Genomic DNA, 25851 nt, shown 5'->3' with positions numbered 1-25851 from the left:
CGCCGAATCTACTTGCCGTCCTCGATGTCCCCGAAGTGGTCCCAGCCGCCCTTGCTGGTCCATGGCGCTCCGTCGACGGTCACCTGAGGCAGCGCCGAGGGGTTGAGCACCTCGCCGATCACCTTCCAGCGGGCCGGCAGCTTCGCGTCCGCGGGGAAGGTCGCGACGATCGCATGGTCCTCTCCCCCGGTCAGCACCCACTGCAGCGGATCGACGCCGACCGCCTGGCCGATGTCGTTCATCTGGCTGGGGATGTCGATGAGACCGGACCGCAGGTCGATACGGACCTTGCTGGCGTCCGCGATGTGCCCGAGGTCGGCGACGAGCCCGTCGCTGACATCGGTCATGGCAGTGGCGCCGAGGCCGGCCGCCGCCGGGCCCGCGTGGTACGGCGGCTCGGGCCGCCGGTGCGCCTCGACGAAGGCGCGCGGTGAGCGGAAGCCGCGCGAGAGCACCGCGTGCCCGGCGGCCGACCACCCCAACCAGCCGGTGTACGCGACGACATCGCCGGGCTGGGCGCCGGCCCGGGTGACCGGCTCGTGATTGCGCAGATCGCCGAGAGCGGTGATCGCGAGGGTGATGAGGTCGCCTCGTACGACATCGCCGCCGACCACCGCCGCTCCCGCGACCTGGCACTCGTCCCGGATGCCGTCCATCAGCTCGGTGGCCCAGGTGACCGGGAGTTCGGCCGGCACGACCAGGCCGAGCAGCAGCGCGGTCGGGACCGCGCCCATCGCGGCGATGTCGGCCAGGTTCTGGGCGGCGGCCTTGCGGCCCACGTCGTACGCCGTCGACCAGTCGCGGCGGAAGTGCCGCCCCTCGAGCAGGATGTCCGTACTCGCCACAACCCTGCGGTCGGGTGCGGCCACGACCGCGGCGTCGTCGCCGGGCCCCAGCCGTACCGCGGGGGTGGAGGTGAGCCGGGAGGTGAGCTCCCTGATGAGCCCGAACTCCCCCAACTCGCCCACAGTGCCCTTCACCGAGTCTCACCTCTCCGTCGTTCTGCCGGAACGCCCGGCAGTGCTGCTTGCTTGCGGTCGCGAGCCTTCTTCGCGGTGGGTACCGTCAAGAGATACGCCAACTTCTGGTCTCCGTACGCCACGCTGCGGGCATCGCCCGGCGCGCGGGTCTCCCCGCAGCCGCGACGACGCGATACCGTGGCGTCTCTTCTCTCCCCACATGATCCTCGTGGCCGCCCTGGAGGTTCCGTGGTACAGGCGTACATCCTCATTCAGACCGAGGTGGGCAAGGCGTCGACCGTCGCCGAGACCATCGGCAAGATTCCGGGAGTGATTCAGGCCGAGGACGTAACCGGTCCCTATGACGTGATCGTGCGCGCGCAGGCCGAGACAGTCGATGATCTCGGTCGTATGGTGGTCGCCAAGGTCCAGCAAGTGGACGGCATCACCCGCACCCTGACCTGCCCGGTCGTGCACCTGTAGCCCCCGTCTACGCTTGGCCGGTGACTTCATATCGCCGCCGGCCCTTCTGCCTGTCCGCAGCCGCCATCGCGCTGTTGGCTGCGGCGGGCTGCTCCTCCACGGACGCAGAGGCGTCGATCACGGTTCCCAGCCCTCCGCCGGCGGAAGTCTCCTTGTGCCGTGCGCTGCACGAGGAGCTGCCCGAGTCCGTCGCCGGACAGGACCGCAACGACCCCGGACCGGCTTCCGAACTGACCGCCGGCTGGGGCGATGCCGCGATCGTACTGCGCTGCGGCGTCCCCCGGCCGGAGAAGATGAGCGACCCCCAGTCGAAGGGGGTGGACGTGAACGGGGTCAACTGGCTGCTGGAACAGCGGGAGGCCGGCCCCCGGTTCACCACCACCTACCGCAAGACCTATGTCGAGATCACGCTGGGGAAGCAGTACGCCCATGACATCGGGCCGCTCACGGATCTGGCCGGGCCCGTCAAGAAGACGGTCCCGGCCAGGCTTTGACCTCTAGCGCAGGCCGGTCGGGCGGCGCAGCGCCGCCTGGATCAGCCTGTCCACCAGCTCCGGGTAGCCGATGCCGCTCTCCTGCCACATCCGCGGGTACATCGAGATGGGTGTGAAGCCCGGCATGGTGTTGATCTCGTTGATCACGAACTCGCCGTTCTCCTGCAGGAAGAAGTCGGCGCGGACCAGTCCCTCGCAGGACGCGGCGTCGAAGGCCTCGACCGCGAGCCGCTGCACCTCGGCGGTCTGCTCCGGGGTCAGCGGCGCGGGCACGAGACCCGCCGCCGAGTCGATGTACTTGGCCTCGAAGTCGTAGAACTCGTGCGCCGTGACCGGCGGGATCTCGGCCGGCACGCTGGCGCGCGGACCGTCCTCGAAGTCGAGCACTCCGCACTCGATCTCGCGGCCGCGCAGCAGCGACTCCACCAGGATCTTGGGGTCGTGGCGCTGCGCCTCGGCGATCGCGTCGTCAAGGCCGGAGAGGTCGTCGACCTTGGTGATGCCGATCGAGGAGCCGGCGCGTGCCGGCTTCACGAAGAGCGGCCAGCCGTGCTCACCGGCGAAGTCGACGATCTTCTTGCGGGCGGCGGACGGGTCCTGCTCCCACTCGCGGGGGCGGATGACCTCGAACGGGCCGACCGGCAGCCCGAAGGAGATGAACACCCGCTTCATGTACTCCTTGTCCTGGCCGACGGCCGAGGCGAGGACGCCGGAGCCGACGTACGGGACGCCGGAGAGCTCCAGCAGGCCCTGAAGGGTGCCGTCCTCGCCGTACGGGCCGTGCAGCATCGGGAAGACGACATCGACCTCGCCGAGCACCTTGGGCACGGAGCCGGGTTCGCTGTAGACGACCTCGCGGTTGGCCGGATCGACGGAGAGGACCACACCACCGTCGGCCGACTCGGCCAGCTGCTCGACGCTGGGCGTCTTGCGGTCGGTGATGGCCATCCGGTCCGGTTCGTCGGCGGTCAGCGCCCACCGGCCGTCCGTCGTGATGCCGATCGGCAGTACGTCGTACTTCGTACGGTCGATGGACCGCAGCACGGCACCGGCGGTGACCACGGAGATTCCGTGTTCGGAGCTGCGACCGCCGAAGACGACGGCTACGCGCGGCTTGCGGAGCTGCTGCTCAGGGCTCTGGGGGAGGTTCTCGCTGCTCATATCGCGATGAGACTACCCGCTTGGTGGGGGGTGAGGGGATTCCCCCCACGGGGCACAGAGGGCCACGTCAGCGGCGCTCGGGCTTGGCACTGCGTGACATCAGCTCCTTGAGCGCGACCACCGGCGGCTTGCCGTCGTGGACGATGCCGACGACCGTCTCGGTGATCGGCATGTCGACACCGTGGCGGCGCGCCAGATCGAGCACCGACTCACAGGACTTGACGCCTTCAGCGGTCTGCTTGGTGACCGCGATGGTCTCCTGGAGGGTCATACCGCGCCCGAGGTTGGTTCCGAAGGTGTGGTTGCGGGAGAGCGGCGACGAGCAGGTGGCGACCAGGTCGCCGAGTCCGGCGAGGCCGGAGAAGGTCATCGGGTCGGCGCCCATCACGAGGCCGAGGCGGGTGGTCTCGGCGAGGCCGCGGGTGATGAGCGAGCCCTTGGCGTTGTCGCCGAGGCCCATGCCGTCGGCAATGCCGACGGCGAGACCGATGACGTTCTTGACGGCGCCGCCGAGTTCGCAGCCGACCACGTCGGTGTTGGTGTAAGGGCGGAAGTACGGGGTGTGGCAGGCGGACTGGAGACGCTGGGCGACGGCCTCGTCGCGGCAGGCGACCACGGCCGCGGCGGGCCGGCGCTGGGCGATCTCCTTGGCGAGGTTGGGGCCTGTGACCACGGCGACCCGGTCCGCGGAGACCTTGGCGACCTCCTCGATGACCTCGCTCATCCGCTTGGCGGTGCCGAGTTCGACGCCCTTCATGAGAGAGACGAGCACGGTGTCGGGGGCCAGCAGGGACGCCCAGCCGGCGAGGTTGCCGCGCAGGGTCTGCGAGGGGACGGTGAGGACCGTGAAGTCGGCGCCGGCCGCGGCCTCGGCGGGGTCGGTGGTGGCTCGTACCGACTCCGGAAGCTCAATTCCCGGCAGATACTCGGGGTTGGTGCGGGTGTTGTTGACGGCGTCGGCGACTTCGGGACGGCGGGCCCAGAGGGTCACCTCGCAGCCCGCGTCGGCGAGGACCATGGCGAACGCCGTGCCCCACGAACCGGTTCCGAATACTGCTGCCCTGGTGGCTGCGCGCGTCACTTGGTGCCCTCCTCGGCGGCCTTGCGGCGCTCCTGCGCGCGGATTTCGCGCAGATCGTACGGCTTCTCGGGTGCCTGCTCACCGCGCAGCTCCTCCAGCAGGTCGGTGATGGCGGACATGATGACCTCGGTCGCCGCCTTCAGCACCTCCGGCGTCGGCTCCCTGTCGTAGTAGGCAGTGAGGTCGACCGGTGGCCCCGCCTTCACCTGGAGGGTCTTGCGGGGGAAGAAGCTGACCTTGTTCTCCTTGGCGTACGGCGGCATCGCCAAGTTGGCGCCCCACTGGGCGACGGGCACAACCGGCGCCCTGGTCAGCAGTGCCGCACGCGCCACTCCGGTCTTCCCGGTCATCGGCCACTGGCCGGGATCGCGGGTGAGAGTGCCCTCGGGGTAGAAGGCGACGCATTCACCGCGCTCCACGGCTTCCACGGCGGCGCGGAAGGCGCCGAAGGCGTTGGAGGACTCGCGGTAGACGGGAATCTGGCCCGTACCTCGCAGCAGGATCCCCACACCGGGCGCTTTGAAGAGCGCGGCCTTGGCCAGGAATCGGGGCACACGTCCGGTGTTGTACTGGAAGTGGCCGTACGAGAACATGTCGAGATACGAGTTGTGATTGATGGCGGTGATAAATCCGCCGTCAGCCGGAATGTGTTCCATTCCCCGCCAGTCCCGCTTGAACAGAACCAACAGCGGCGGTTTAGCGATGGCCGCCGCCAGGCGGTACCAGAAGCCGATTGTACGGCGGGACACTCGGACACCTTCCTCTATGACCGGGCATGCTGCCTGGCTGCTGGGGGTCAAGTGTCGCCCCAGGCCCCTGGTCTGTCGAGAACACCGTACGCCCCGGCCACAGGCCCAGCCCTCCGCACCTTCACGCGCTCAGGCGACAATGGGCACCCGATGCGCACGGAACGGAGAGCTCGCCACGAACACCGACCCGACGGCCCCCTGGTCCCTGGTCGTCCCGCTCAAGCCCCTCGTACTGGCCAAGAGCAGGCTCGCGGAGGCGGCGGACGACATTCTGCGGCCGCATCTGGCACTCGCCTTCGCCCAGGACACCGTGGCCGCGGCGCTCGCGTGCCCGGAGGTGCGGGATGTGGCGGTCGTCACGGACGATCCGGCGGCCGCCGCGGAGCTGGCCGCGCTGGGTGCGCGGATCGTTCCGGACACTCCCGCGGCGGGACTCAACGCGGCGCTGACGCACGGGGCGGAGGCGGTGCGGGCGGTGCGGCCCGCCGCGGCGGTCGGCGCGCTCAACGCCGATCTGCCCGCATTGCGGCCCATGGAATTGGCGCGGGTGCTTGCGAGAGCTTCGGCATTTCCCCGGACATTTCTAACGGATACGGCCGGAATCGGCACGACATTTCTCTCTGCAGCACCCGGCGTGGAATTGCGTCCCGCTTTCGGCGGTCGCTCGCGGCGCCGGCACAGGGCTTCGGGGGCGGTGGAAATCCTGCTCGACGGGGTCGATTCGGTACGGCAGGACGTGGACACCGGGGACGATCTGGACGCCGCGCTCGTGCTCGGCGTGGGGCCGCGGACCGCGGAGCGCTGGCAGTCCGGCGCCCACGCCATGGACGGCTGAGGCGACGGATAGGCTGGCGGGCATGCAGGCGACCTCGTACACATACGACTCCGAAACCCGCAGCGGGAGCGTGCTGCTCGACGACGGCACGCCGGTGGAGTTCGATGCCGCGGCCTTCGACGCGGGCGGGCTGCGGCTGCTCCGGCCGGGCCAGCGGGTCCGGATCGAGACCGAGGGCGCGGGCACGTCCCTCCGCATCACGCTGGTGACGCTGCAGACGCTCTGAACACCGCGAACCTGCGCAAACGCCGCGGGCCGGGCTCCCCTGGGGGAGTCCGGCCCGGCGCATGAGTGGCCCTGTGACCTTTTGCCGCTTACTTCTTCCTGGCGGTGGTCTTCTTGGCGGTCGTCTTGCGCGACGTCGTCCTCTTGGCGGGCGCCTTCTTGGCCGTGGCCTTCTTGGCGGGGGCGGTCTTCTTCGCCGTCGCCTTCTTGGCCGCGGTCTTCTTGGCCGGAGCCGCCTTCTTGGCGGTGGCCTTCTTGGCCGTGGTCTTCTTCGCCGTGGCCTTCTTGGCGGTCGTCTTCTTCGCCGCCGCCGTGGTCTTCCTGACGGTCGCCTTCTTCGCGGCGACCTTCTTCGCCGCGACCTTCTTGGCGGCGGCCTTCTTCACTGTCGTACGGGTGGAAGCACCGCCCGAGAGGCTGCCCTTGGGAGCCTTCTTGACGGCGACCTCGCCACCCCTGGGCAGCTTCTTCGAGCCGCTCACCAGATCCTTGAAGCCCTGTCCCGCACGGAAGCGCGGGACGGAGGTCTTCTTGACCCGTACGCGCTCACCCGTCTGCGGGTTGCGGGCGTAACGGGCCGGACGGTCGACCTTCTCGAACGAGCCGAAGCCGGTGACCGAAACCCGGTCTCCGCCGACAACTGCGCGGACGATCGCGTCAAGTACCGCGTCGACAGCCTCGGCGGCCTGCTGACGGCCTCCGACCTTGTCGGCAATCGCTTCTACGAGCTGCGCCTTGTTCACGTCTTCCCCTTCGGAGACATTGCCGGAACGAATGCGTCCAGGCTTTTTCGCACGTTAGGCAGATATATACCGCAAATCAAACACGAAACGGGCTAATCACCCTAGTGCCGCAACGAAGTCGGCCGTCGCGGAACTTTGGGTGTCAGTCGCCTTCAGGGAATCGGCCCTCGTCGAGGTCCTTCATCAAGCGGTCCAGACGCCTTGCCGCATCCGGGAGATCGTGCTTCGCCGCGGCCGTGACGACCAGCAGCTTCCGGGACAGCGCCATCCTTACGCCCTCCGGGACTTGCAGTTCACGCACCCTTGTGTGCGCTTCCTTCAATCGGGCGGCGACTGCCTCGTAGAGCTCGAGTTGGCTGTCGCGTTCCATGCACCGATTGTGCCATCTGGGGCGAGTTGTCGCCCGACAGGGTCTCAACGAGCGACTGCGCCCCCCACCGGACGGCGGGGGGCGCAGTAGGGGAAAACCGCTGCTCAGACGTCAATTGTTCGGGGTTTGAAGGCCGGTCGGGAGGCCTCGTAAGCCGCGATGTCCGCTTCGTTCTGAAGGGTGAGGCTGATGTCGTCGAGACCGTTCAGCAGCCTCCACCGGGCGTTCTCGTCAAGCTCGAAGTCGGCCGTGATTCCCGTGGCGAGAACCTGGCGCTTCTCCAAGTCGACGGTGATTTCGGCAGTGGGGTCGGCCTCGGTCAGCTCCCAGAGCGCGTCCACGACCTTCTGCTCGAGAACCACCGTCAGCAGGCCGTTCTTGAGCGAGTTGCCGCGGAAGATATCGGCGAACCGGGAGGAGATGACGGTCTTGAAGCCGTAGTTCTGCAGGGCCCAGACGGCGTGCTCACGGGAGGAGCCGGTGCCGAAGTCGGGGCCGGCCACCAGGACCGTGGCACCCTTGCGCTCGGGCTGGTTGAGGATGAAGGACGAGTCCTTGCGCCAGGCCTCGAAAAGGCCGTCCTCGAAGCCGTCGCGGGTGACCTTCTTGAGCCAGTGGGCCGGGATGATCTGGTCGGTGTCGACGTTGCTGCGGCGCAGCGGTACGGCCCGGCCGGTGTGTGCGGTGAAAGCTTCCATGGTTATCGGGCTCCAGCAGGCGTACGGGCGTCGGCTTCGGACAGATCGGCGGGAGAGGCCAGATGGCCCAGTACCGCTGTGGCCGCGGCGACCTGGGGCGAGACCAGATGGGTGCGTCCGCCCTTGCCCTGCCTGCCCTCGAAGTTGCGGTTGGAGGTGGACGCGGAGCGCTCGCCGGGGGCCAGTTGGTCGGGGTTCATACCCAGGCACATCGAGCAGCCCGCATGCCGCCATTCGGCGCCCGCGGCGGTGAAGACCTTGTCCAGGCCCTCCTCGACGGCCTGCAGCGCGACCCGTACGGAGCCGGGGACCACCAGCATCCGTACGCCGTCGGCGACTTTGCGGCCCTCGATGATCGAGGCCACGTTGCGCAGGTCCTCGATACGGCCGTTGGTGCAGGAGCCTACGAAGACGGTGTCGACCTTGATGTCGCGCAGCGGCTGGCCGGCGGTCAACCCCATGTATTCCAGAGCCTTTTCGGCGGCGTGCCGCTCCGAAGCGTCCTCGTACGAAGCCGGGTCGGGGACGTTCGTCGACAGGGGCGCACCCTGGCCGGGGTTGGTGCCCCAGGTGACGAACGGCGCCAGCTCGGCGGCGTCGATGAACACCTCGGCGTCGAAAACGGCGTCGTCGTCGGTGCGCAGGGTCTCCCAGTACGCGACGGCGGCGTCCCACTCCGCGCCCTCGGGGGCGTGGTCGCGGCCCTGCAGATAGTCGAAAGTTGTCCGGTCCGGGGCGATCATTCCGGCCCTGGCGCCCGCCTCGATCGACATATTGCAGATGGTCATCCGGGCCTCCATCGAGAGCTTCTCGATGGCGGAGCCGCGGTATTCCAGGATGTAGCCCTGGCCGCCGCCGGTACCGATCTTCGCGATGATCGCCAGGATCAGGTCCTTGGCGGTGACGCTGTCCGGCAGTTCGCCCTCGACCGTGATGGCCATGGTCTTGGGGCGGTCCAGCGTCAGCGTCTGGGTGGCCAGCACATGCTCCACCTGGGAGGTGCCGATACCGAACGCCAGCGCGCCGAAAGCACCGTGGGTGGAGGTGTGCGAGTCGCCGCAGACCACGGTGGTACCGGGCTGGGTCAGGCCCAGCTGGGGGCCCACCACGTGGACAACGCCCTGCTCGACGTCGCCCAGCGGGTGCAGACGTACGCCGAAGTCGGCACAGTTCTTACGGAGCGTTTCCAACTGGGCACGCGAGACCGGGTCCGCGATGGGCTTGTCGATGTCCAGCGTCGGGGTGTTGTGGTCCTCGGTCGCGATGGTGAGGTCGAGGCGCCGGACCTGGCGGGCGTTCTGCCGGAGCCCGTCGAAGGCCTGGGGGCTGGTCACCTCGTGCAGCAGATGCAGATCGATGAAGAGCAGGTCGGGCTCGCCCTCCGCGCGCCGGACGACATGGTCGTCCCAGACCTTCTCCGCGAGTGTCCTACCCATCGCTTTCCCTCCGGCCGACCGTTCCGCCGACACAACTAGAGATCTTGTGCGGAGCCCGTTGGTCCGCGGGCCGCAACTACAGCGTCGCAAGTTCCCGGGAAAATTGAACTTGCGTTTCACAGTGTGAGACGCGAATATCGTTGCATGGACAACTCTAGCGGCGTCGGCGTTCTCGACAAGGCAGCTCTGGTATTGAGCGCCCTGGAGTCCGGTCCGGCCACCCTCGCCGGGCTGGTCGCGGCGACAGGGCTCGCACGACCCACGGCACATCGCCTTGCCGTGGCACTGGAACACCACCGGATGGTGGCGAGGGACATGCAGGGCCGGTTCATTCTCGGCCCACGGCTGGCGGAGCTCGCCGCCGCGGCGGGCGAGGACCGGCTGCTGGCCACGGCCGGCCCCGTCCTCACGCATCTGCGGGATGTGACGGGCGAGAGCGCGCAGCTCTACCGCCGGCAGGGAGACATGCGGATCTGTGTGGCGGCGGCCGAGCGGCTGTCCGGACTGCGGGACACCGTTCCGGTCGGCTCCACGCTCACCATGAAGGCCGGCTCCTCGGCGCAGATCCTGATGGCCTGGGAGGAGCCGGAGCGTCTGCACCGCGGACTTCAGGGCGCCCGCTTCACGGCGACGGCGCTCTCCGGCGTACGGCGCCGGGGCTGGGCCCAGTCGATCGGCGAGCGCGAGCCGGGCGTCGCGTCGGTCTCCGCGCCCGTACGCGGCCCCTCCAACCGCGTGGTCGCCGCCGTCTCGGTCTCCGGACCGATCGAGCGCCTGACCCGCCACCCGGGCCGTATGCACGCCCAGGCGGTCATCGACGCCGCGGCGCGCCTGAGCGAAGCGCTGCGCCGGACCAGCTGAGGCGTCGCGCGCCCTTCGGGCGTCGCGTCGGTCGCCGGTAAAGCAGGCCTCTCCGGCCTCTCCGGCGATTGAGGCGCCGGGAAAGCAGGCCTCGCCGGCCATTGAGGCGCAGGCGGAGCCCGGGCTCGCCGCCGTCACTTCCGCAGCCCGGGCTCGCCGCCCTCACTCCTGGGTGAGCCCCCGCGGGCCCGCGCACACCGCGCGCGGACGCAGGCCCCCTGAAGGCTCCACGCGCACGGAAGGCTGCACGCGCAGGTCCAGAGCCCGAGACAGCGTCCGCAGCAGCCTCAGCGCGTCGTCCGCGGCCGGTTCCGGTCCCGGTGACGCGAGGCCCGCGAAGCCGCCCGGAGGGGCTGCTTCCGCCTCCGTGGCCGGCATGGCCCGCACCACCGCGCCCGGTACCTCCCGACCCGCACCTCCGCACCGGTCGCACCCCGCGCCACCGGCCACGTCAGCGCCTCGTTCGCCGACGGGCCCGGCCGGCACCACCCGCTCCCCCGTCAGACCCGCAGCCTCGGCCCCGCCGCCTCGGCCCGCGCGCGAAGCGCCGTACTGCCGCCGGGCCCGCCGGCAGTTCCAGGAACCCTGTCCGGCACCGGCTCCCCCCGCGCCTCGCCGGCGAGGCCGGAGAAGCCGGCCCCTCCTCGGCGAACGGCACTGCCGTCGCCAGGAATTCCTCGTCGTCGTGGTACAGACAGGCATGGCGCACAAAGCCACAGCGCCCGCCGTCAGTTGACACGATGGGCTCCCAGCCGAAGGCCGGGCGTCTCGTCCCAGCCGACCAGCGCGATCACATTCCGCAGATGCGGGGCGAGTCCGGTCAGCTCCACATGGTGGCCCTCATCTCGCGTTCTGGCGAAGGCAATCAGCATGCGCAGTCCACCGAGATCGAGGAACTCCAGCCCGGACAGCTCGAGTTGGAGATCGCCGTCGGTCGAGGCGATCACTTCGAGGGCGGTACGCAGATGGCGGTGACTGCGGACATCGATCACACCCTGGATGCTCAGACCCGGCGGCCGGAGGATGCGCGTGATGCGTAACTCCGCGGTGCGTACGAGAGGTTCCGCGCCGGAAGCATCCATACGCGGAGTATCGCGCCGACGCCGCCGCAGGAGGAAGGCAGCGGAAGGCACCAGACGCGAAGAGGCCCTCCGCTCTACGCGGAGGGCCTCTTCGATGCGTACCCCCGACCGGATTCGAACCGGCGCTACCGCCTTGAGAGGGCGGCGTGCTAGGCCGCTACACAACGGGGGCTAGCTGTTGCAGGTCGATCGCTCGACCGCGCTGGGCTACCAGGACTCGAACCTAGAACAACGGAACCAGAAACCGTCGTGTTGCCAATTACACCATAGCCCATGGTTTAGACCAGTACCCCCGACCGGATTCGAACCGGCGCTACCGCCTTGAGAGGGCGGCGTGCTAGGCCGCTACACAACGGGGGCCCTAGCGATCCCACCCGGCAGAGCCGGGTGATGTCACCGCACGATCATCGGGTGCGACCCTGTTGATCAACGGGATGGATCTGTACCCCCGACCGGATTCGAACCGGCGCTACTGCCTTGAGAGGGCAGCGTGCTAGGCCGCTACACAACGGGGGCTTGTTACAGACGAGATCTGCGCTGGGCTACCAGGACTCGAACCTAGACTAACGGAACCAGAAACCGTCGTGCTGCCAATTACACCATAGCCCACCAAAACTCAACCCCCAGGAGGGGGTTTGTTTGGTTCGCGCTTCCCGGCCGAACCTCTCGGCCCTCCCGGGCGGCGCAGGAAGAACATTACCCGAAGGTGTCCGGCGCTCCAAAACGGGTATCGCCGCGCAGCAGGCCAGGGAGCTGGTCGAGACCGGTAATACGAGTGAGCTCGGGGCGCCCGCCGAGGCCCGTGCGGTCGAGCCAGATACCGGCGAGCCCCGCGGCGACAGCGCCGCGAGCGTCGATATCGGGATGATCCCCTACATACGCCACCTCGTGCGGCTTGAGGCCGATCGCGTCGCAGGCGGCGTGGAAGGCGCCGGCGGCGGGCTTGGAGATCCCGAGTTCGACGGCGCACACAACAGCCTCGAACCGGTCCCTCACACCGAGAACGCGCAGCTTGCGGTCCTGGTTGTGGATGCTGGAATTCGACAGGACGGCGTGGCGGTACTCGTCGGCGAGCATATCCAGAACGGGCACGGTGTCGGGGAAGAGCGACCAGGCGGCCTCGTAGTGGGCGACATGCCCTTCGAACCAGGCGTCCGCGTCCGCGTCGCTCAGCTCCGTACGGAGAAAGGACCGGACGCGGTCGCGGCGCTGCCCCTGGAAGTCGGTCTCACCGTCGGCGAACCGGGCCCACTGCAGCTCGGTGATCGCGCGCCACGAGTCGAGGGCCTGCCCCACGGAGTCGTATCCGTCGGGCAGGCCCTCGGCCTTCAGATGCCTTCGCATGCCGACGCGGTCGGCACTGGCGTAGTCGAAGATCGTGTCGTCAACGTCCCAGAGAACCGCGCGGATCGGCATGACACGAGCTTAGGCGGCGAGCTTCGCCAGTGCCGCGTCAATGCGGGACAGGGTCTTCTCCCTGCCCAGGATCTCCAGGGACTCGAAGAGCGGCAGGCCCACTGTGCGGCCGGTGACCGCGACGCGGACCGGGGCCTGGGCCTTGCCCAGCTTCAGGCCGTGCTCCTCACCCGCCGCCAGCACCGCGTTCTTCAGGGACTCCGCGCTGGACCAGTCCGCGGACTCGAGCTTCTCGCGGGCCGTACGGAGCAGGGCGTCGGAGCCCTCCTTCATCGCCTTCGTCCAGGACGCCTCGTCCTCGACCGGCGCGTCCCGGAAGAGGAAGTCGACATTGGCCGTGATGTCCGACAGGACGGTAACCCGGGTCTGGGCGTACGGGGCGATCTTCTCCCAGGCCTCCTGGTCGAACTGCTCCGGCGCCCAGTTCGCGTGCGGGGCCCGCAGCCAGGGGCCGCACGCCTCGGTGAAGGCCTTCACATCCAGCCGGCGGATGTGGTCGGCGTTGATCGCCTCCGCCTTCTTCAGGTCGAAGCGGGCCGGGTTGGCGTTGACGTCCGCGATGTCGAACTTCTCGACCAGCTCGGCGACCGAGAAGATGTCCTCGTCGGCGGAGAAGGACCAGCCGAGCAGCGAGAGGTAGTTGATCAGGCCCTCGGGCAGGAAGCCGCGCTCGCGGTACAGGTTCAGGGATGCCTGCGGGTCACGCTTGGAGAGCTTCTTGTTGCCCTCGCCCATCACGTACGGCAGGTGGCCGAAGGCCGGGATCTCCTTGGCGAAGCCCAGCTCGATCAGCGCCTTGTAGAGCGCGATCTGGCGCGGAGTGGAGGACAGCAGGTCCTCGCCGCGCAGCACGTGGGTGATCTCCATCAGCGCATCGTCGACCGGGTTGACCAGCGTGTAGAGCGGGGCGCCGTTGGCACGGACGATGCCGTAGTCCGGAACGTTGTCCGGAGTGAAGGTGAGCTCGCCGCGGACCAGGTCCGTGAAGGTGATCGGCTCGTCGGGCATCCGGAAGCGGACGATAGAGGTGCGGCCCTCGGCCTCGTACGCCGCCTTCTGCTCGGCGGTCAGGTCGCGGCACTTGCCGTCGTAACCGGAGGGCTTGCCGGCCGCGCGGGCGGCGTCGCGGCGGGCCTCCAGCTCAAGGGCCGTGCAGTAGCAGTGGTACGCGTAACCGCCGGCAAGGAGCTTCTCGGCGACGTCCTCATAGATGTCCATCCGCTGCGACTGGCGGTACGGCGGGTGCGGGCCGCCGATCTCGGGGCCCTCGTCCCAGTCCAGGCCGAGCCAGCGCATCGAGTCGAGCAGCTGGTTGTACGACTCCTCGGAGTCGCGGGCCGCGTCGGTGTCCTCGATGCGGAAGACCATGGTGCCGCCGTGGTGCCGGGCGAACGCCCAGTTGAACAGGGCTGTGCGGACCAGACCCACATGGGGGTTGCCGGTCGGGGAGGGACAGAAACGTACGCGGACGGGTCCGTTAGCCACGCTTGATCACCTTGTTGGTGAGAGTGCCGATGCCTTGAATGGTGACGGCGACCTCGTCGCCGACGTTGAGCGGGCCGACCCCTGCCGGGGTGCCCGTGAGGACGACGTCGCCGGGGAGCAGCGTCATCGCCTCGGAGATGTTGACGATCAGATCCTCGATGGAGTGGATCATCTGGCTCGTACGGCCGAGCTGGCGCTGCTCCCCGTTGACCGTGCACTGGATCGCCAGGTCGCTCGGGTCGAGGTCGGTCTCCACCCAGGGGCCGAGCGGGCAGGCGCTGTCGAAGCCCTTGGCCCTGGCCCACTGCTTCTCGCGCCGCTGGACGTCGCGCGCGGTGACGTCATTGGCGCAGGTGTAGCCGAGGATCACGTCCTTGACGCGTTCGCGCGGGACTTCGCGGCACATCCGGCCGATGACCACGGCCAGTTCGGCCTCGTGGTGCAGTTCCTGCGAGAAGGAGGGGTACGCGATCGGGTCGCCGGAACCGATCACCGAGGTGGACGGCTTGAAGAAGGCGAACGGCGAGTCGGGGACCTCGTTGCCGAGCTCCGCCGCGTGCTCCGCGTAGTTGCGGCCGAAGGCCACGACCTTGCTGGGGAGCACGGGCGGCAGCAGCCGGACCCTGTCCTTCGACTGCGGAGTCAGCGGGACCTTCGTACCGGAGAGCTCGAAGTCGGCGAACGGGATGCCCTTGATGATGTCGAGGACGAGGTCACCTTGATTGATGGTTCCTTCGCCCTCGACCGCGCCGAAGGCGACATTGCCGTCGATGGAGAACCTGGCGATGCGCACGGGATGCGGGTGCCCCTCTGCTGATTGCGCTGGCTGGAGTCTGACGCTCCAGGCTAACGCGGGTGCGGGCACCGCCTCGCGTATTACTGGGCTGGGGCGTCCATCAGGATCGTGCGGCGCGGGTTGGCCGTCTGCGTGGGAAGATCCAGCGTGTGCTCCGGCTGCTCCGGCGTCTGCAGTGCGTCGGCGTCCTCGAGGTGCGCCAGCGTGGTACGCCGGGGGTTGGCTATGTTGCGGAACATCATCGTCTTCATCTGTTGTTTCAGACCTTGTCCGGGTGCGGGGCGCCTCGGTGAGCGCCGGTTGACGGAATGCCCATCCCTGTAAAGCGCCAGGCTAAACATCCAGTTCCCCGTGAAAGCCCCGAAGACTCAGCGATCTACGTGTGAGTTTGCTCACGAATTGACGGGCAATTCGGTCATTCCAGACGGTCAACTACTTTCAAGGAAACGGACATTGCACCATTGAAGCAATCATTCCGCTCCTGATCATGGCGACTGGGACACCCTCGACCCCCAGTGACTCGTAAGGAAAAGTCCGTTTCCTCCGCGAACTCCTTCTACGTCTTGTGACGTAATGCTTACACCGTGTCACGCAGGTCACAGCCCGGTACGCGGCCCTTGTTGGAGATCCCGCTCTGTGCTGGAATTCCACGCACCGCCGCGGTTTCAGGCCGGCGCGCAAAGGGCGCAACGCAGCGCCGAGTGGCGGCGGAGAAGGGGGAGCAGCGCCGGTCACTGACGACCACCACTGGGGCGCGTTCTTCGCCCCACGACGCCGACACCGTCCCGCCGTTCACCCGGAGGGACGCCTGGTCCAGAGGTTGCGACGCTAGTGCAGGGACGTTTCAAGAGGGATGGCAGCGCTGCGGCGGAACAGGAGCCGCGTGGCGGGACCGACCGCGGTTCCTCGCCCCAGCACACCCAAAACCAGGGATCGGCAGCGCCCGGCGACAGCGGTGGCCGTGCCGCGCGTCCCGGCGTGGCCGCACCGGGCGGCGACGGGCCCAAGCCCCCGCTGAAATCCAAGGGCCCCACGGACACCGGTTCGCGAATAGCTCTGCGCAACTGGCGCATCAGCACGCGTCTGGTGTCCCTGCTCACCCTGCCGGTCGTCGCAGCGACCACACTGGGCGGACTCCGTATCAACGAGTCCATGGACTCCATGAAGCAGCTGGAGCACATGCAGCTGCTCACGGACATGACCAAGCAGGCGACCGCGCTGGCGGAGAAGCTCCAGGCGGAGCGGGACCTGTCGGCGGGCCCGCTGGCCAACGGCGCGAGCGTCGCCGACTTCAAGGTCTCGGAACCGCGAGCGGCGACCGACCGGGCCAGGAACTCCTTCCTCGAGACCACCCGGGACATCCCCAACACGGACAACGACGAGGCGCTGGAGAGCATCCGCGCCAACGCGAACCAGATCGCCGTCCAGGTCCACGGGCTCACCAAGATCCGCCAGAACGCCTACTCGGCGAACGCCCCGCACTCCCAGACCGTCGAGGCCTACAGCCGACTGATCCAGTCGCTGCTGAGCCTCTCCCAGGACATGGCCCAGGCCACCAGCAACCCGGAGATGATCAAGAGGACGCGTGCCCTGGCGGCCTTCTCCTCCGCCAAGGAGTACGCCTCCATCCAGCGCGCGATCATCGCCGCGGCCCTCCCGGGCGGTGACGACGCGAAGGCGCCGGGCCTCGACGAGCCCGACCGGCTCTACGGCCAGGCCAACCTCGAGAACGGCAATACGGAGCTCAAGGCCTTCAGGGCGATCTACGAGTCCACCGGCGGCAACGCCGATGAACTGACCGCCCCGCTGGAGAACGGCAACCCCACGATCAAGGCGTCCGAGCTCTACGCCAAGCGCGTGCTCGACACCAAGGGCGGTCTGGCCACCCAGCCCAAGCGCTCCCACCTGGACTGGACCGACGACTACTCGGTCCGCATCAGAGCGATGAGCACCATCGAGGCCACACTGCTCGGCCAGATGGAGGCCAAGGCGCGCGAGCTGCGCCAGGAGTCGCAGCGCGACGCGATCATCAACGGTGCGCTCATCCTCGTCGTCCTCGGCGTCTCACTCGTCGGCGCCTTCGTCGTGGCCCGCTCCATGATCCGCTCACTGCGCAGGCTCCAGGACACCGCCACCAAGGTCGCCCAGGACCGGCTGCCCGAGCTGGTCAAGCAGCTCTCCGAGGCCGACCCGCAGGACGTCGACACCTCGGTGGAATCCGTCGGTGTGCACTCCAGGGACGAGATCGGCCAGGTGGCCGCGGCCTTCGACGACGTGCACCGCGAGGCGGTCCGCCTCGCCGCCGAGCAGGCGCTGCTGCGAGGCAACGTCAACGCGATGTTCACCAACCTCTCGCGCCGCAGCCAGGGTCTTATCCAGCGTCAGCTCTCGCTCATCTCCGAGCTGGAGTCCCGCGAGGCCGACCCGGACCAGCTCTCCTCGCTCTTCAAGCTGGACCACCTCGCGACCCGTATGCGCCGGAACGGCGAAAACCTCCTCGTCCTCGCGGGCGAGGAGCCGGGCCGCCGGTGGACCCGGCCGGTTCCGCTGGTCGACGTGCTCCGTGCCGCCGCCTCCGAGGTGGAGCAGTACGAGCGCATCGAACTCGCCTCGGTCCCCACGACCGAGGTCGCGGGACGTGTCGTCAACGACCTTGTGCACCTCCTCGCCGAGCTGCTCGAGAACGCGACCTCCTTCTCCTCGCCGCAGACCAAGGTCCGCGTCACCGGTCACGCGCTGCCCGACGGGCGTGTACTCGTCGAGATCCACGACACCGGTATCGGCCTCTCCCCCGAGGACCTCGCGGCGATCAACGAGCGGCTCGCCTCGCCGCCCACCGTGGATGTCTCGGTGTCGCGACGGATGGGTCTGTTCGTGGTCGGCCGGCTGTCCCTGCGGCACGGCATCCGTATCCAGCTGCGTCCCTCCGACTCCGGCGGTACGACCGCGCTGGTCATGCTGCCCGTCGATGTCGCCCACGGCGCCAAGAAGGCGCCGAACATGCCCGGTGCGGGTGGCCAGGCTTCCGGCGCCGCGGGACTCGGCGGCCGTCCGGCCGGCGGTTCCGGTGCGAACGGCGGCGGCAGCCGTCCCGGTCTCGGCGGTGCTCCCGCCGGCGGTGCTCCGGCCGGCGGCCGGCTCGGCACCGGTGCGCAACGCGGCCAGGTCGGTGCGGGCGGCACTCCGCGTGCCGCGCTGCCGCCCCGCCAGGGCAATGGCCCGCAGGGCGGTCAGAGCCAGGGTCAGGGCGGCGGTCTCGCCGGCGCCTTCGGCTCGGGCGGGGGCCGCGCTGCGCAGAACCCTCCGGTGCGCAACGAGACACGCCAGAACGGCTTCCAGCAGAGTGCTCCGGGCGCGGGCGACCGCGGCCGTCAGCTGCCGCCCTCCGGCGCCCCGCGCGCCGAGCTGCCCGGTGGCAGCCCCTCGCACCGCCGGGAAGACCCGCAGCGTCCGCAGCGGCCGCAGACCACCAGCTGGGGCAACGATCAGCCGGCCGCCCCGCAGCAGCGTCCGTCCGTGGATGCGCCGCGCGGCCACGAGGACAACGAATCCACCCGCGGTGCCGGCTCCACGGCCGAGTTCCCGCGGCCCGACTTCAACGGGCCGCCGCCGCGCGGCGGTGACCGGGGCGCAGGCTCCGGTCCCGGTTCCACGGGGCAGTTCGTACGTCCCGATGTGTTCGGTGCCCAGGACTCCTCGTCCACGGGCCAGTACGCCCGTCCGGACATGGGCGCCCCGCAGCCGCCGGCTCCCTCCCCCGCCCCGCGTCGGCGCGGCGGCCGGGACACCACCGACTACGGAGCACCGCGTCCGGCGCACAACGCACTGCCGCCGCAGCCCCAGCCGGAGGCACTGCCGCCGGCCGGTCCGGGCGACGGCCGTACGCCGCTCTACGACACCCTCGAGACGAACTGGTTCCACGGCCCGCAGAGCGGTCAGCCCGCCGAGCAGCCGCAGACTCCCGCCGTCCCGCCGCAGCCGACGGAACGACCCGTTCCGCCGATGCCGCAGCGCACCCCGGCGCCGACCCCGGTGACCCCGGGCAACGCGCCCAACACGAGTGGTGCCGCCTGGCGCACCTCACCCAATGACGAGTTGGTACGCCAGGCCGAGCGGGTCAGAAAGCCCGCGGCGGGCGGCGTCACCACCTCCGGTCTGCCCCGTCGGGTCCCGCGCGCCAACCTGGTGCCCGGGACCGCGCAGGAGCAGAGCCACCAGGCCGGTCCGCAGGTTTCGCGTGCTCCCGATGACGTACGCGGCCGGCTGACCAATCTCCGACGGGGCATTCAGCAGGGTCGCCAGCAGAACAGCTCGGCGACCGGCAGCTTCAACCTCGGCCCCACTCACCAGCAGGAGCGTTAGTTGAGTCCGATGAGCCAGGCGGCGCAGAATCTGAACTGGTTGATCACCAACTTCGTGGACAACACCCCTGGGGTGTCTCACACGGTGGTGGTCTCCGCCGACGGTCTTCTGCTGGCAATGTCCGAAGGATTCCCCCGCGACCGCGCCGACCAGCTGGCGGCCGTGGCGTCGGGACTCACCTCGCTGACCGCGGGGGCGTCCCGGATCTTCGAAGGCGGTCCGGTCAGCCAGACCGTCGTCGAGATGGAGCGCGGTTTCCTCTTCCTCATGTCCGTATCCGACGGTTCCTCACTGGCCGTACTCGCACACCCCGATTGCGACATCGGCCTCGTCGGCTACGAGATGGCGCTTCTGGTCGACCGGGCCGGCAGCGTCCTCACTCCGGACCTGCGCGCCGAGCTTCAGGGAAGCCTCTTGCACTGAACCGCCTCCCCCCACAGGTATTCAGGTACGCGCCACCGCACCGCCACTGTCAGGTCGCCCACCGGCCCCCCACCGGCCCAGTCAGACGGCACGAAGACCACTTGCTGTCACGCCCGGAGGATTCATGACCCCGCCACCCGCCTCTCACGATCCGTACGGCGCCTCAGTCGACGCGTCGTACGGATTTGAGGGCGACCAGCCGTTGGTGCGCCCGTACGCCATGACCGGGGGCCGGACCCGGCCGCGCTACCAGCTCGCCATCGAGGCACTGGTCAGCACCACGGCCGACCCGGCGCATCTCGCCGGGCTGCTCCCCGAGCACCAGCGGATCTGCCACCTGTGCCGTGAGGTCAAGTCGGTGGCCGAGGTCTCGGCGCTGCTGTCGATGCCACTCGGTGTCGCGCGGATCCTCGTGGCCGACCTGGCGGAGGCCGGCATGGTGGCGATCCATCAGCCGGGCAACGGAGAGGCCGGCGGCACGCCGGACGTGACACTGCTCGAAAGGGTGCTCAGTGGACTTCGCAAGCTCTAGCGGCGGTGCGGCCCGCTCAACCACCAGCGCGAAGATCGTGGTGGCGGGCGGCTTCGGCGTGGGCAAGACCACGTTCGTCGGCGCCGTCTCGGAGATCAACCCGCTGCGTACCGAAGCCGTCATGACGTCCGCGTCCGCGGGCATCGACGACCTGACCCACACGGGGGGCAAGACCACCACCACGGTGGCCATGGACTTCGGCCGTATCACCCTGGACCAGGACCTGATCCTGTACCTGTTCGGCACGCCCGGACAGGACCGCTTCTGGTTCATGTGGGACGACCTGGTCCGCGGCGCCATCGGCGCGGTGGTCCTGGTGGACACACGCCGCCTCGCCGACTGCTTCCCCGCCGTCGACTACTTCGAGAACAGCGGCCTGCCGTTCGTCGTCGCCCTGAACGGCTTCGAGGGACATCAGCCGTACAACCCCGAAGAGGTCCGTGAGGCGCTGCAGATCGGCCCGGACACTCCGATCATCACCACCGACGCCCGCCACCGCGCGGACGCCAAGAGCGCGCTCATCACCCTGGTCGAGCACGCCCTGATGGCCCGGCTCAAGTAGACGGCGACATACGGCAGTTGTCGTAGTTGTGCGGGGGTGGGCGGTGTCCTTTGACACCGTCCGCCCTCGTGTTCATAACATTTCGAGAGAGAATTAACGGGCCTCGGACACCCGCCGCGTACGACTGGTACCGCTGTGCTCACATTGACCCCGCTATTTGGCGGGGATTGTTCTTTATGCCCGGTTTATCTGAGGCGTACGCCACACGGAATGGCTGATTCCAACTGTTTGGAACGGACCCGCTCCACGTGCTGGAATTCGGCGAACTCCCTAGTAGTAGAGCTCTGAACGAAACACACGGCACAGCGTAGGTGCCGACGCCGAGAGGTTGTTGGTCGAGTGAGGCGAAGCATGACGAGCTCCGCAGAGCAGCAGGCGCGGGGCAACTTCACCCCGCCGCCGCGCATGGCGGCGTCGCCTGCGGTTGAGCCCGGTCCGCCGGCCCCGGCCGCCGGCAGCTCAAGCCGACTGTCCCCGCGCAACTGGCGCGTACCCACCCGCCTGAACGCGATCCTCCTCATCCCCGTGCTCGTCGGGCTGGTGATGGGCGGATTCCAGGTCAAATCCTCCATCGACACCTGGAGCGAGGCGCAGGACGCCGAGAAGACGGCGCTGATCGTGCGCGCCGCCTCGGAGTACGGCCAGGCCCTGCTCAACGAGCGTGACCTCACGGCGGGGCCCCTCCTGAAGGCCACCACCGAGCAGCAGCGCCAGAGCGACGACGTCACCAGGGCGTACGGCACCACCGACGCCGCGAAGAAGAAGTTCGACCAGGCCGTTTCGGACATGCCCGGGAAGCAGGGCCTGGAGCGCCGTCTGAGCCTCTTCCGCGCCGAGGAGCCGACGCTCGCCAGCCTCCGCAAGGTCGCGTACACCAAGTCCCTCGACCCGGTCAGCACCGAAGAGGGCTACGTCAAGGTCCAGCACTCGCTGATGGAGTTCTCCAACGAGCTCGGCCTCGGCACCGGCAACATCACCAGCTACGGCCGTACGGTCTACGCCATCCAGCTCGCCAAGGCCGCCGAGTCGCTGCAGCGCTCCATCGGCATGCATCTGCTGGTCCGCCCCAGCGAGGACGAGACCACGTTCGCCAAGCAGACCGTGGCCTTCAACTCGTACAACTACCTCGAGCAGATCGCCCTCCTCGAGTACGTGTCCGGCGGTACGCAGGCCGACACGGACAAGCTGAAGCAGATCATGGCGGGCAAGGCCGCCGACGGTGAGAAGAAGCTGCAGGCCCTCGGCCTCAACCCGCCGAAGGGCAAGAAGGACGGCTCGGTCGTCAGCGGCATGGCCGAGATGATCGGCCAGGGTCAGAGCCCCAGGCAGCTCAAGAAGAACAGCATCACGCCCGAGACGTGGATGGGCGCGGCCACCGCCAAGTTCGACGGCTACTCCGAGATCGAGACCGGTCTCGTCAACAAGGCCGTGACCGAGGCCGCCCAGATCTCCGACGACGCCAAGCGCGACGCCATCCTCAACGGCGCCATCGTCGTGATCGCCCTGCTCACCGCGTTCATCCTGGCCGGCCTGATGGCCCGCCAGATGAGCCGCTCGATGCGTCAGCTGCGTACCGCCGCCTTCAACATCGCCGAGCAGCGTCTGCCGATGCTGGTCGACCAGCTCTCGCGTACGGAGCCGGGCCGCGTCGACACCCGTGTGCAGCCGATCCCGATCGACACCCAGGACGAGATCGGCGAAGTCGCCCGTGCCTTCGACCAGGTCCACCGCGAGGCCGTCCGGCTCGCCGCCGAGCAGGCCATGCTCCGTGGCAACGTCAACGCGATCTTCACCAACCTCTCGCGCCGTAACCAGTCGCTGATCGAGGGCCAGCTGACCCTGATCACCGACCTGGAGAACAACGAGGCCGACCCGGACCAGCTGGAGAACCTCTTCAAGCTGGACCACCTGGCGACCCGTATGCGCCGCAACGGCGAGAACCTCCTGGTCCTCGCCGGCGAGGAGCCGGGCCGCCGCTGGAACCAGCCGGTGCCACTGGTCGACGTGCTCCGCGCCGCCTCCTCGGAGGTGGAGTCCTACGAGCGCATCGAGCTGACGGGCGTCCCGGAGACGGACATCCACGGCCAGGCCGTGACCGACCTTGTGCACCTGCTGGCCGAGCTGCTGGAGAACGCCACGACGTTCTCCTCGCCGCAGACCAAGGTCCGCGTGACGGCCACCCGGCTGCCCGACGGCCGCGTCATGATCGAGATCCACGACAAGGGCATCGGCCTGACCGCCGAGGACTTCGCCGACATCAACCACAAGCTGGCCAACCCGCCGACGGTGGACGCCGCTGTCTCGCAGCGCATGGGCCTGTTCGTGGTCGGCCGCCTCGCCGACCGGCACGGTGTCCGGGTCCAGCTGCGCCCCTCGGGCGAGCAGGCCGGCACCACCTCTCTGGTCATGCTTCCCGACGCCATCACCCACGGTGGCGGTGGCGAGGCGCTGCCCGAGGACGACTTCACGGTCTCCCAGATCATTCCGGAACAGCATTCGTTCGAGCCCGCCCCGGTCCAGGCCGCGCCGATGCGCACCGCCGCGGAACTCGGCTTCGACGACTCCCGGTACGAGGATGCCTCGGAGGCCTCCGGCCAGCTCGACCCGGTGGGCCGCTCGCTGATGCGAGAGGAGCGCCGTGCCGCGCTGGAGGCGCAGGCACAGGGCGGCGAGCAGCCGCTCTACCGCGACGAGGTGGACTACTCGCAGGGGCAGCAGCAGTACGCCCCCGAGTACGGCCAGGACTACTCGCAGGAGTACGTCCAGGAGCAGCCGCAGGCGTACGACGGATACCAGCAGCCCAACGGTTACCCTGAGCCCCAGGAGCACCACGAGTCGGCATATGCGGAAGCCAATTACCAGGCTCCGCAGACTCCGGAGCCTCAGTACGACAACCAGTTCGACACCCAGTCCCACCAGGAAGAGTGGTCGAATCAGGTTACGTACCAGGGTGGGTTCGAGCCGGAATACCGGAGCGAACCGGAATCTGCCCCCGGCGCTCCCACGAACGCCCCCGAGCGCGTAGGCTTCGACCGTCCCGGACCCTCTCCGAGCAGCAGCCAGGCGACAACCAACGCCGGTCTGCCGCGACGCGGCGGTACCCAGCAGCCCCAGCAGCAGTGGCAGCAGCCCGCCGAGCAGGCCCAACAGGCTCCGCAGAGCGCTCAGGCCGACGCGAACGGCAGCGGCAACGGTGCCGGCCCCGAGGACTGGCGCTCGACCAACGACGAGCGCTGGCACCGGGCGGAGAAACTCCGCGATCCGAAGGCGGGCGGGGTCACCCCCTCCGGTCTTCCGCGGCGGGTGCCCAAGGCGAACCTCGTCGAGGGCACGGCTGAGCAGACCCCGCAGGGCGGACCTCAGGTCTCCCGCGCCCCGGAGGACGTGCGCGGCAGGTTGAGCAACCTGCGGCGCGGTGTCCAGCAGGGACGCAACGCGGGGACGGACACGAACGGATCGGGCTTCGGCCCGGGCAGTAGTACCTACAACCAGGAGCGTTAGTGTGAGCCCGATGAGCCAGGCGGCGCAGAATCTGAACTGGTTGATCACCAACTTCGTGGACAACACCCCTGGGGTGTCCCACACCGTGGTGGTCTCCGCCGACGGACTCCTGCTGGCGATGTCCGAAGGTTTCCCCCGTGACCGCGCCGATCAGCTGGCGGCCGTAGCCTCCGGGCTGACCTCGCTGACCGCAGGGGCGTCCCGGATTTTCGAAGGCGGCGCGGTCAACCAGACGGTGGTGGAGATGGAACGGGGCTTCCTCTTCATCATGTCCGTCTCCGACGGTTCCTCGCTGGCCGTACTCGCACACCCCGAGGCCGATATCGGTCTGGTGGGTTACGAGATGGCTCTGCTCGTGGACCGGGCGGGCAGTGTGCTCACCCCGGACCTGCGTGCAGAGCTCCAGGGAAGTCTTCTCAACTAACAGGCAGACAGTGCGTTTCACGCCACCGCACCATAGGGTGCGGTGGCGCGGCTCCACAGGGACATGGACCGGCGACCGGCAGTCGGAGGAGGAAACGTGGCAACACCCCCAGGCGGACGCCCTTATGACGGTGCTCACCAGACGCCGGGTGATCACTCTCAGAACCGCTTCAACTTTCCCTCCACGCCGAGCAGACAGGGTCCCCAACAGCCTTACCAGCAGCCGCAGCAGCAGCCGTACGACCCGTCGTACGGCCAGCCGCAGCAGCCGCGTATCCAGCCGGTGCAGCCGCGACGGGCGCCGGAGCCCGCTCCCGCGGCGCACAACCCGCTGGTGCGCCCCTACGCCATGACCGGCGGCCGGACCCGGCCGCGCTACCAGCTCGCCATCGAGGCACTGGTCAGCACCACGGCGGAGCCCGCCCGGCTGCAAGGGCAGTTGCCCGAGCACCAGCGGATCTGCCGACTGTGCATCGAGATCAAGTCGGTCGCCGAGATCTCGGCACTTCTCACCATCCCCCTCGGCGTTGCCCGGATCCTCGTCGCCGACCTGGCGGAGGCCGGACTTGTTGCCATTCACCAGCCCGGCGGCGACGAGTCCGCCGGCGGCCAGCCAGCCGTGACACTGCTCGAAAGGGTGCTCAGTGGACTTCGCAAGCTCTAGCGGCGGTGCAGCCCGCTCAACCACCAGCGCGAAGATCGTGGTGGCGGGCGGCTTCGGCGTGGGCAAGACCACGTTCGTCGGCGCCGTCTCGGAGATCAACCCGCTGCGTACCGAAGCCGTCATGACGTCTGCCTCCGCGGGCATCGACGACCTGACCCACACCGGGGACAAGACCACCACCACGGTGGCCATGGACTTCGGCCGTATCACCCTGGACCAGGACCTGATCCTGTACCTGTTCGGCACGCCCGGACAGGACCGCTTCTGGTTCATGTGGGACGACCTGGTCCGCGGCGCCATCGGCGCGGTGGTCCTGGTGGACACACGCCGCCTCGCCGACTGCTTCCCCGCCGTCGACTACTTCGAGAACAGCGGCCTGCCGTTCGTCATCGCCCTCAACGGCTTCGACGGACACCAGCCGTACAACCCCGAAGAGGTCCGTGAGGCGCTGCAGATCGGCCCGGACACTCCGATCATCACCACCGACGCCCGCCACCGCGCGGACGCCAA

The 25851-nt window shown here is 68.9% G+C and carries 26 protein-coding genes and 5 tRNA genes; 13 read left to right on the top strand and 18 right to left on the bottom strand.

Annotated features, from left to right (window positions below; genetic code table 11):
• Window positions 1-8: 8 nt before the first annotated feature.
• Window positions 9-980 (bottom strand): thiamine-phosphate kinase, encoded by a 972-nt coding sequence (locus ACWDZ6_RS22485; RefSeq protein WP_351455247.1) that lies wholly within the window; start codon window positions 978-980, stop codon window positions 9-11.
• A gap of 228 nt (window positions 981-1208) precedes the next feature.
• Between ACWDZ6_RS22485 and ACWDZ6_RS22480 the strand changes: the two genes are divergently transcribed.
• The gene (locus ACWDZ6_RS22480; protein ID WP_108152814.1) at window positions 1209-1442 is read left to right on the top strand and encodes an Lrp/AsnC family transcriptional regulator; all 234 of its coding nucleotides are present in this window, start codon (window positions 1209-1211) and stop codon (window positions 1440-1442) included.
• 20 nt (window positions 1443-1462) lie between these two features.
• A complete protein-coding gene (locus tag ACWDZ6_RS22475; protein WP_451504259.1) occupies window positions 1463-1936 on the top strand; it encodes a DUF3515 domain-containing protein in 474 nt (157 codons plus the stop codon).
• A gap of 3 nt (window positions 1937-1939) precedes the next feature.
• Here ACWDZ6_RS22475 and ACWDZ6_RS22470 read toward each other — a convergent pair whose 3' ends face one another.
• From ACWDZ6_RS22470 to ACWDZ6_RS22460, 3 genes are all read right to left on the bottom strand, one after another.
• Window positions 1940-3097: a D-alanine--D-alanine ligase family protein gene (locus ACWDZ6_RS22470; RefSeq protein ID WP_451504258.1), complete on the bottom strand. Its 1158-nt coding sequence runs from the start codon at window positions 3095-3097 to the stop codon at window positions 1940-1942.
• A gap of 67 nt (window positions 3098-3164) precedes the next feature.
• A complete protein-coding gene (locus ACWDZ6_RS22465; protein ID WP_326652855.1) occupies window positions 3165-4178 on the bottom strand; it encodes an NAD(P)H-dependent glycerol-3-phosphate dehydrogenase in 1014 nt (337 codons plus the stop codon).
• Entirely contained in the window at window positions 4175-4927 is a 753-nt protein-coding gene (locus ACWDZ6_RS22460) for a lysophospholipid acyltransferase family protein (protein WP_451504257.1), read from the bottom strand. Before ACWDZ6_RS22460 ends, ACWDZ6_RS22465 begins: the two co-directional genes overlap by 4 nt.
• Window positions 4928-5066: 139 nt before the next feature.
• Here ACWDZ6_RS22460 and cofC point away from each other — a divergent pair, with 139 nt between their 5' ends.
• Window positions 5067-5762 carry a 2-phospho-L-lactate guanylyltransferase gene (gene cofC / locus ACWDZ6_RS22455; protein ID WP_451504256.1) on the top strand — a complete coding sequence of 232 codons (696 nt, stop codon included), beginning with the start codon at window positions 5067-5069 and terminating at the stop codon, window positions 5760-5762.
• Between the two features lie 22 nt (window positions 5763-5784).
• The gene (locus ACWDZ6_RS22450) at window positions 5785-5988 is read left to right on the top strand and encodes a hypothetical protein (protein ID WP_326652852.1); all 204 of its coding nucleotides are present in this window, start codon (window positions 5785-5787) and stop codon (window positions 5986-5988) included.
• Between the two features lie 88 nt (window positions 5989-6076).
• Here the strand turns inward: ACWDZ6_RS22450 and ACWDZ6_RS22445 are convergent, their stop codons facing one another.
• The 4 genes from ACWDZ6_RS22445 to leuC form a co-directional block, all read right to left on the bottom strand.
• Window positions 6077-6730, bottom strand: a complete 654-nt coding sequence (locus ACWDZ6_RS22445; protein WP_351455232.1) for an HU family DNA-binding protein — start codon at window positions 6728-6730, stop codon at window positions 6077-6079.
• 142 nt (window positions 6731-6872) lie between these two features.
• Window positions 6873-7100 (bottom strand): SCO5555 family protein, encoded by a 228-nt coding sequence (locus ACWDZ6_RS22440; protein WP_215177549.1) that lies wholly within the window; start codon window positions 7098-7100, stop codon window positions 6873-6875.
• A 104-nt stretch (window positions 7101-7204) separates the two neighbouring features.
• The gene (gene leuD / locus ACWDZ6_RS22435; RefSeq protein ID WP_327326307.1) at window positions 7205-7798 is read right to left on the bottom strand and encodes a 3-isopropylmalate dehydratase small subunit; all 594 of its coding nucleotides are present in this window, start codon (window positions 7796-7798) and stop codon (window positions 7205-7207) included.
• Between the two features lie 2 nt (window positions 7799-7800).
• The gene (gene leuC, locus ACWDZ6_RS22430) at window positions 7801-9234 is read right to left on the bottom strand and encodes a 3-isopropylmalate dehydratase large subunit (RefSeq protein ID WP_451504255.1); all 1434 of its coding nucleotides are present in this window, start codon (window positions 9232-9234) and stop codon (window positions 7801-7803) included.
• Between the two features lie 144 nt (window positions 9235-9378).
• On the opposite strand from leuC, the gene ndgR reads away from it, so the two are divergent.
• Entirely contained in the window at window positions 9379-10095 is a 717-nt protein-coding gene (gene ndgR / locus ACWDZ6_RS22425) for an IclR family transcriptional regulator NdgR (RefSeq protein WP_326652847.1), read from the top strand.
• Between the two features lie 728 nt (window positions 10096-10823).
• Here ndgR and ACWDZ6_RS22420 read toward each other — a convergent pair.
• From ACWDZ6_RS22420 to ACWDZ6_RS22375, 10 genes are all read right to left on the bottom strand, one after another.
• Window positions 10824-11177 carry an STAS domain-containing protein gene (locus tag ACWDZ6_RS22420; protein WP_351455222.1) on the bottom strand — a complete coding sequence of 118 codons (354 nt, stop codon included), beginning with the start codon at window positions 11175-11177 and terminating at the stop codon, window positions 10824-10826.
• 99 nt (window positions 11178-11276) lie between these two features.
• Window positions 11277-11349, bottom strand: a tRNA-Glu gene (locus ACWDZ6_RS22415).
• Between the two features lie 30 nt (window positions 11350-11379).
• A tRNA-Gln gene (locus tag ACWDZ6_RS22410) sits at window positions 11380-11451 on the bottom strand.
• Between the two features lie 13 nt (window positions 11452-11464).
• Window positions 11465-11537: transfer RNA gene (locus ACWDZ6_RS22405), tRNA-Glu, on the bottom strand.
• Between the two features lie 83 nt (window positions 11538-11620).
• Window positions 11621-11693 (bottom strand) — tRNA-Glu (locus ACWDZ6_RS22400).
• A gap of 21 nt (window positions 11694-11714) precedes the next feature.
• A tRNA-Gln gene (locus tag ACWDZ6_RS22395) sits at window positions 11715-11786 on the bottom strand.
• An 87-nt stretch (window positions 11787-11873) separates the two neighbouring features.
• Window positions 11874-12593, bottom strand: a complete 720-nt coding sequence (locus ACWDZ6_RS22390; protein WP_451504254.1) for an HAD family hydrolase — start codon at window positions 12591-12593, stop codon at window positions 11874-11876.
• Window positions 12594-12602: 9 nt separating this feature from the next.
• On the bottom strand, window positions 12603-14078 hold the full coding sequence (gene gltX, locus ACWDZ6_RS22385; protein WP_451504253.1) for a glutamate--tRNA ligase: 1476 nt from the start codon (window positions 14076-14078) through the stop codon (window positions 12603-12605).
• A complete protein-coding gene (locus tag ACWDZ6_RS22380) occupies window positions 14071-14871 on the bottom strand; it encodes a fumarylacetoacetate hydrolase family protein (protein ID WP_326652843.1) in 801 nt (266 codons plus the stop codon). The genes gltX and ACWDZ6_RS22380 overlap by 8 nt, the downstream gene beginning before the upstream one ends.
• A gap of 83 nt (window positions 14872-14954) precedes the next feature.
• Window positions 14955-15125 (bottom strand): hypothetical protein, encoded by a 171-nt coding sequence (locus ACWDZ6_RS22375; protein WP_326652842.1) that lies wholly within the window; start codon window positions 15123-15125, stop codon window positions 14955-14957.
• A gap of 580 nt (window positions 15126-15705) precedes the next feature.
• Between ACWDZ6_RS22375 and ACWDZ6_RS22370 the strand changes: the two genes are divergently transcribed.
• The 8 genes from ACWDZ6_RS22370 to ACWDZ6_RS22335 form a co-directional block, all read left to right on the top strand.
• Entirely contained in the window at window positions 15706-19236 is a 3531-nt protein-coding gene (locus tag ACWDZ6_RS22370; protein ID WP_451504252.1) for a nitrate- and nitrite sensing domain-containing protein, read from the top strand.
• 9 nt (window positions 19237-19245) lie between these two features.
• The gene (locus ACWDZ6_RS22365) at window positions 19246-19659 is read left to right on the top strand and encodes a roadblock/LC7 domain-containing protein (protein WP_005311457.1); all 414 of its coding nucleotides are present in this window, start codon (window positions 19246-19248) and stop codon (window positions 19657-19659) included.
• A 124-nt stretch (window positions 19660-19783) separates the two neighbouring features.
• Window positions 19784-20191 (top strand): DUF742 domain-containing protein, encoded by a 408-nt coding sequence (locus ACWDZ6_RS22360; RefSeq protein ID WP_326652838.1) that lies wholly within the window; start codon window positions 19784-19786, stop codon window positions 20189-20191.
• A complete protein-coding gene (locus tag ACWDZ6_RS22355; RefSeq protein ID WP_326652837.1) occupies window positions 20172-20753 on the top strand; it encodes a GTP-binding protein in 582 nt (193 codons plus the stop codon). The genes ACWDZ6_RS22360 and ACWDZ6_RS22355 overlap by 20 nt, the downstream gene beginning before the upstream one ends.
• A gap of 339 nt (window positions 20754-21092) precedes the next feature.
• Window positions 21093-24254: a nitrate- and nitrite sensing domain-containing protein gene (locus ACWDZ6_RS22350; protein ID WP_451504251.1), complete on the top strand. Its 3162-nt coding sequence runs from the start codon at window positions 21093-21095 to the stop codon at window positions 24252-24254.
• A 10-nt stretch (window positions 24255-24264) separates the two neighbouring features.
• The gene (locus ACWDZ6_RS22345) at window positions 24265-24678 is read left to right on the top strand and encodes a roadblock/LC7 domain-containing protein (RefSeq protein WP_053725133.1); all 414 of its coding nucleotides are present in this window, start codon (window positions 24265-24267) and stop codon (window positions 24676-24678) included.
• Between the two features lie 96 nt (window positions 24679-24774).
• The gene (locus ACWDZ6_RS22340) at window positions 24775-25341 is read left to right on the top strand and encodes a DUF742 domain-containing protein (protein WP_366736327.1); all 567 of its coding nucleotides are present in this window, start codon (window positions 24775-24777) and stop codon (window positions 25339-25341) included.
• Window positions 25322-25851 (top strand): GTP-binding protein (locus ACWDZ6_RS22335; protein ID WP_451504250.1); only part of this gene is annotated, 530 nt, incomplete at its 3' end. The genes ACWDZ6_RS22340 and ACWDZ6_RS22335, both read left to right, overlap by 20 nt.

This window comes from Streptomyces sp. NPDC002926, from assembly GCF_053591755.1.
This window is presented reverse-complemented; position numbering and strand designations above follow the sequence as displayed.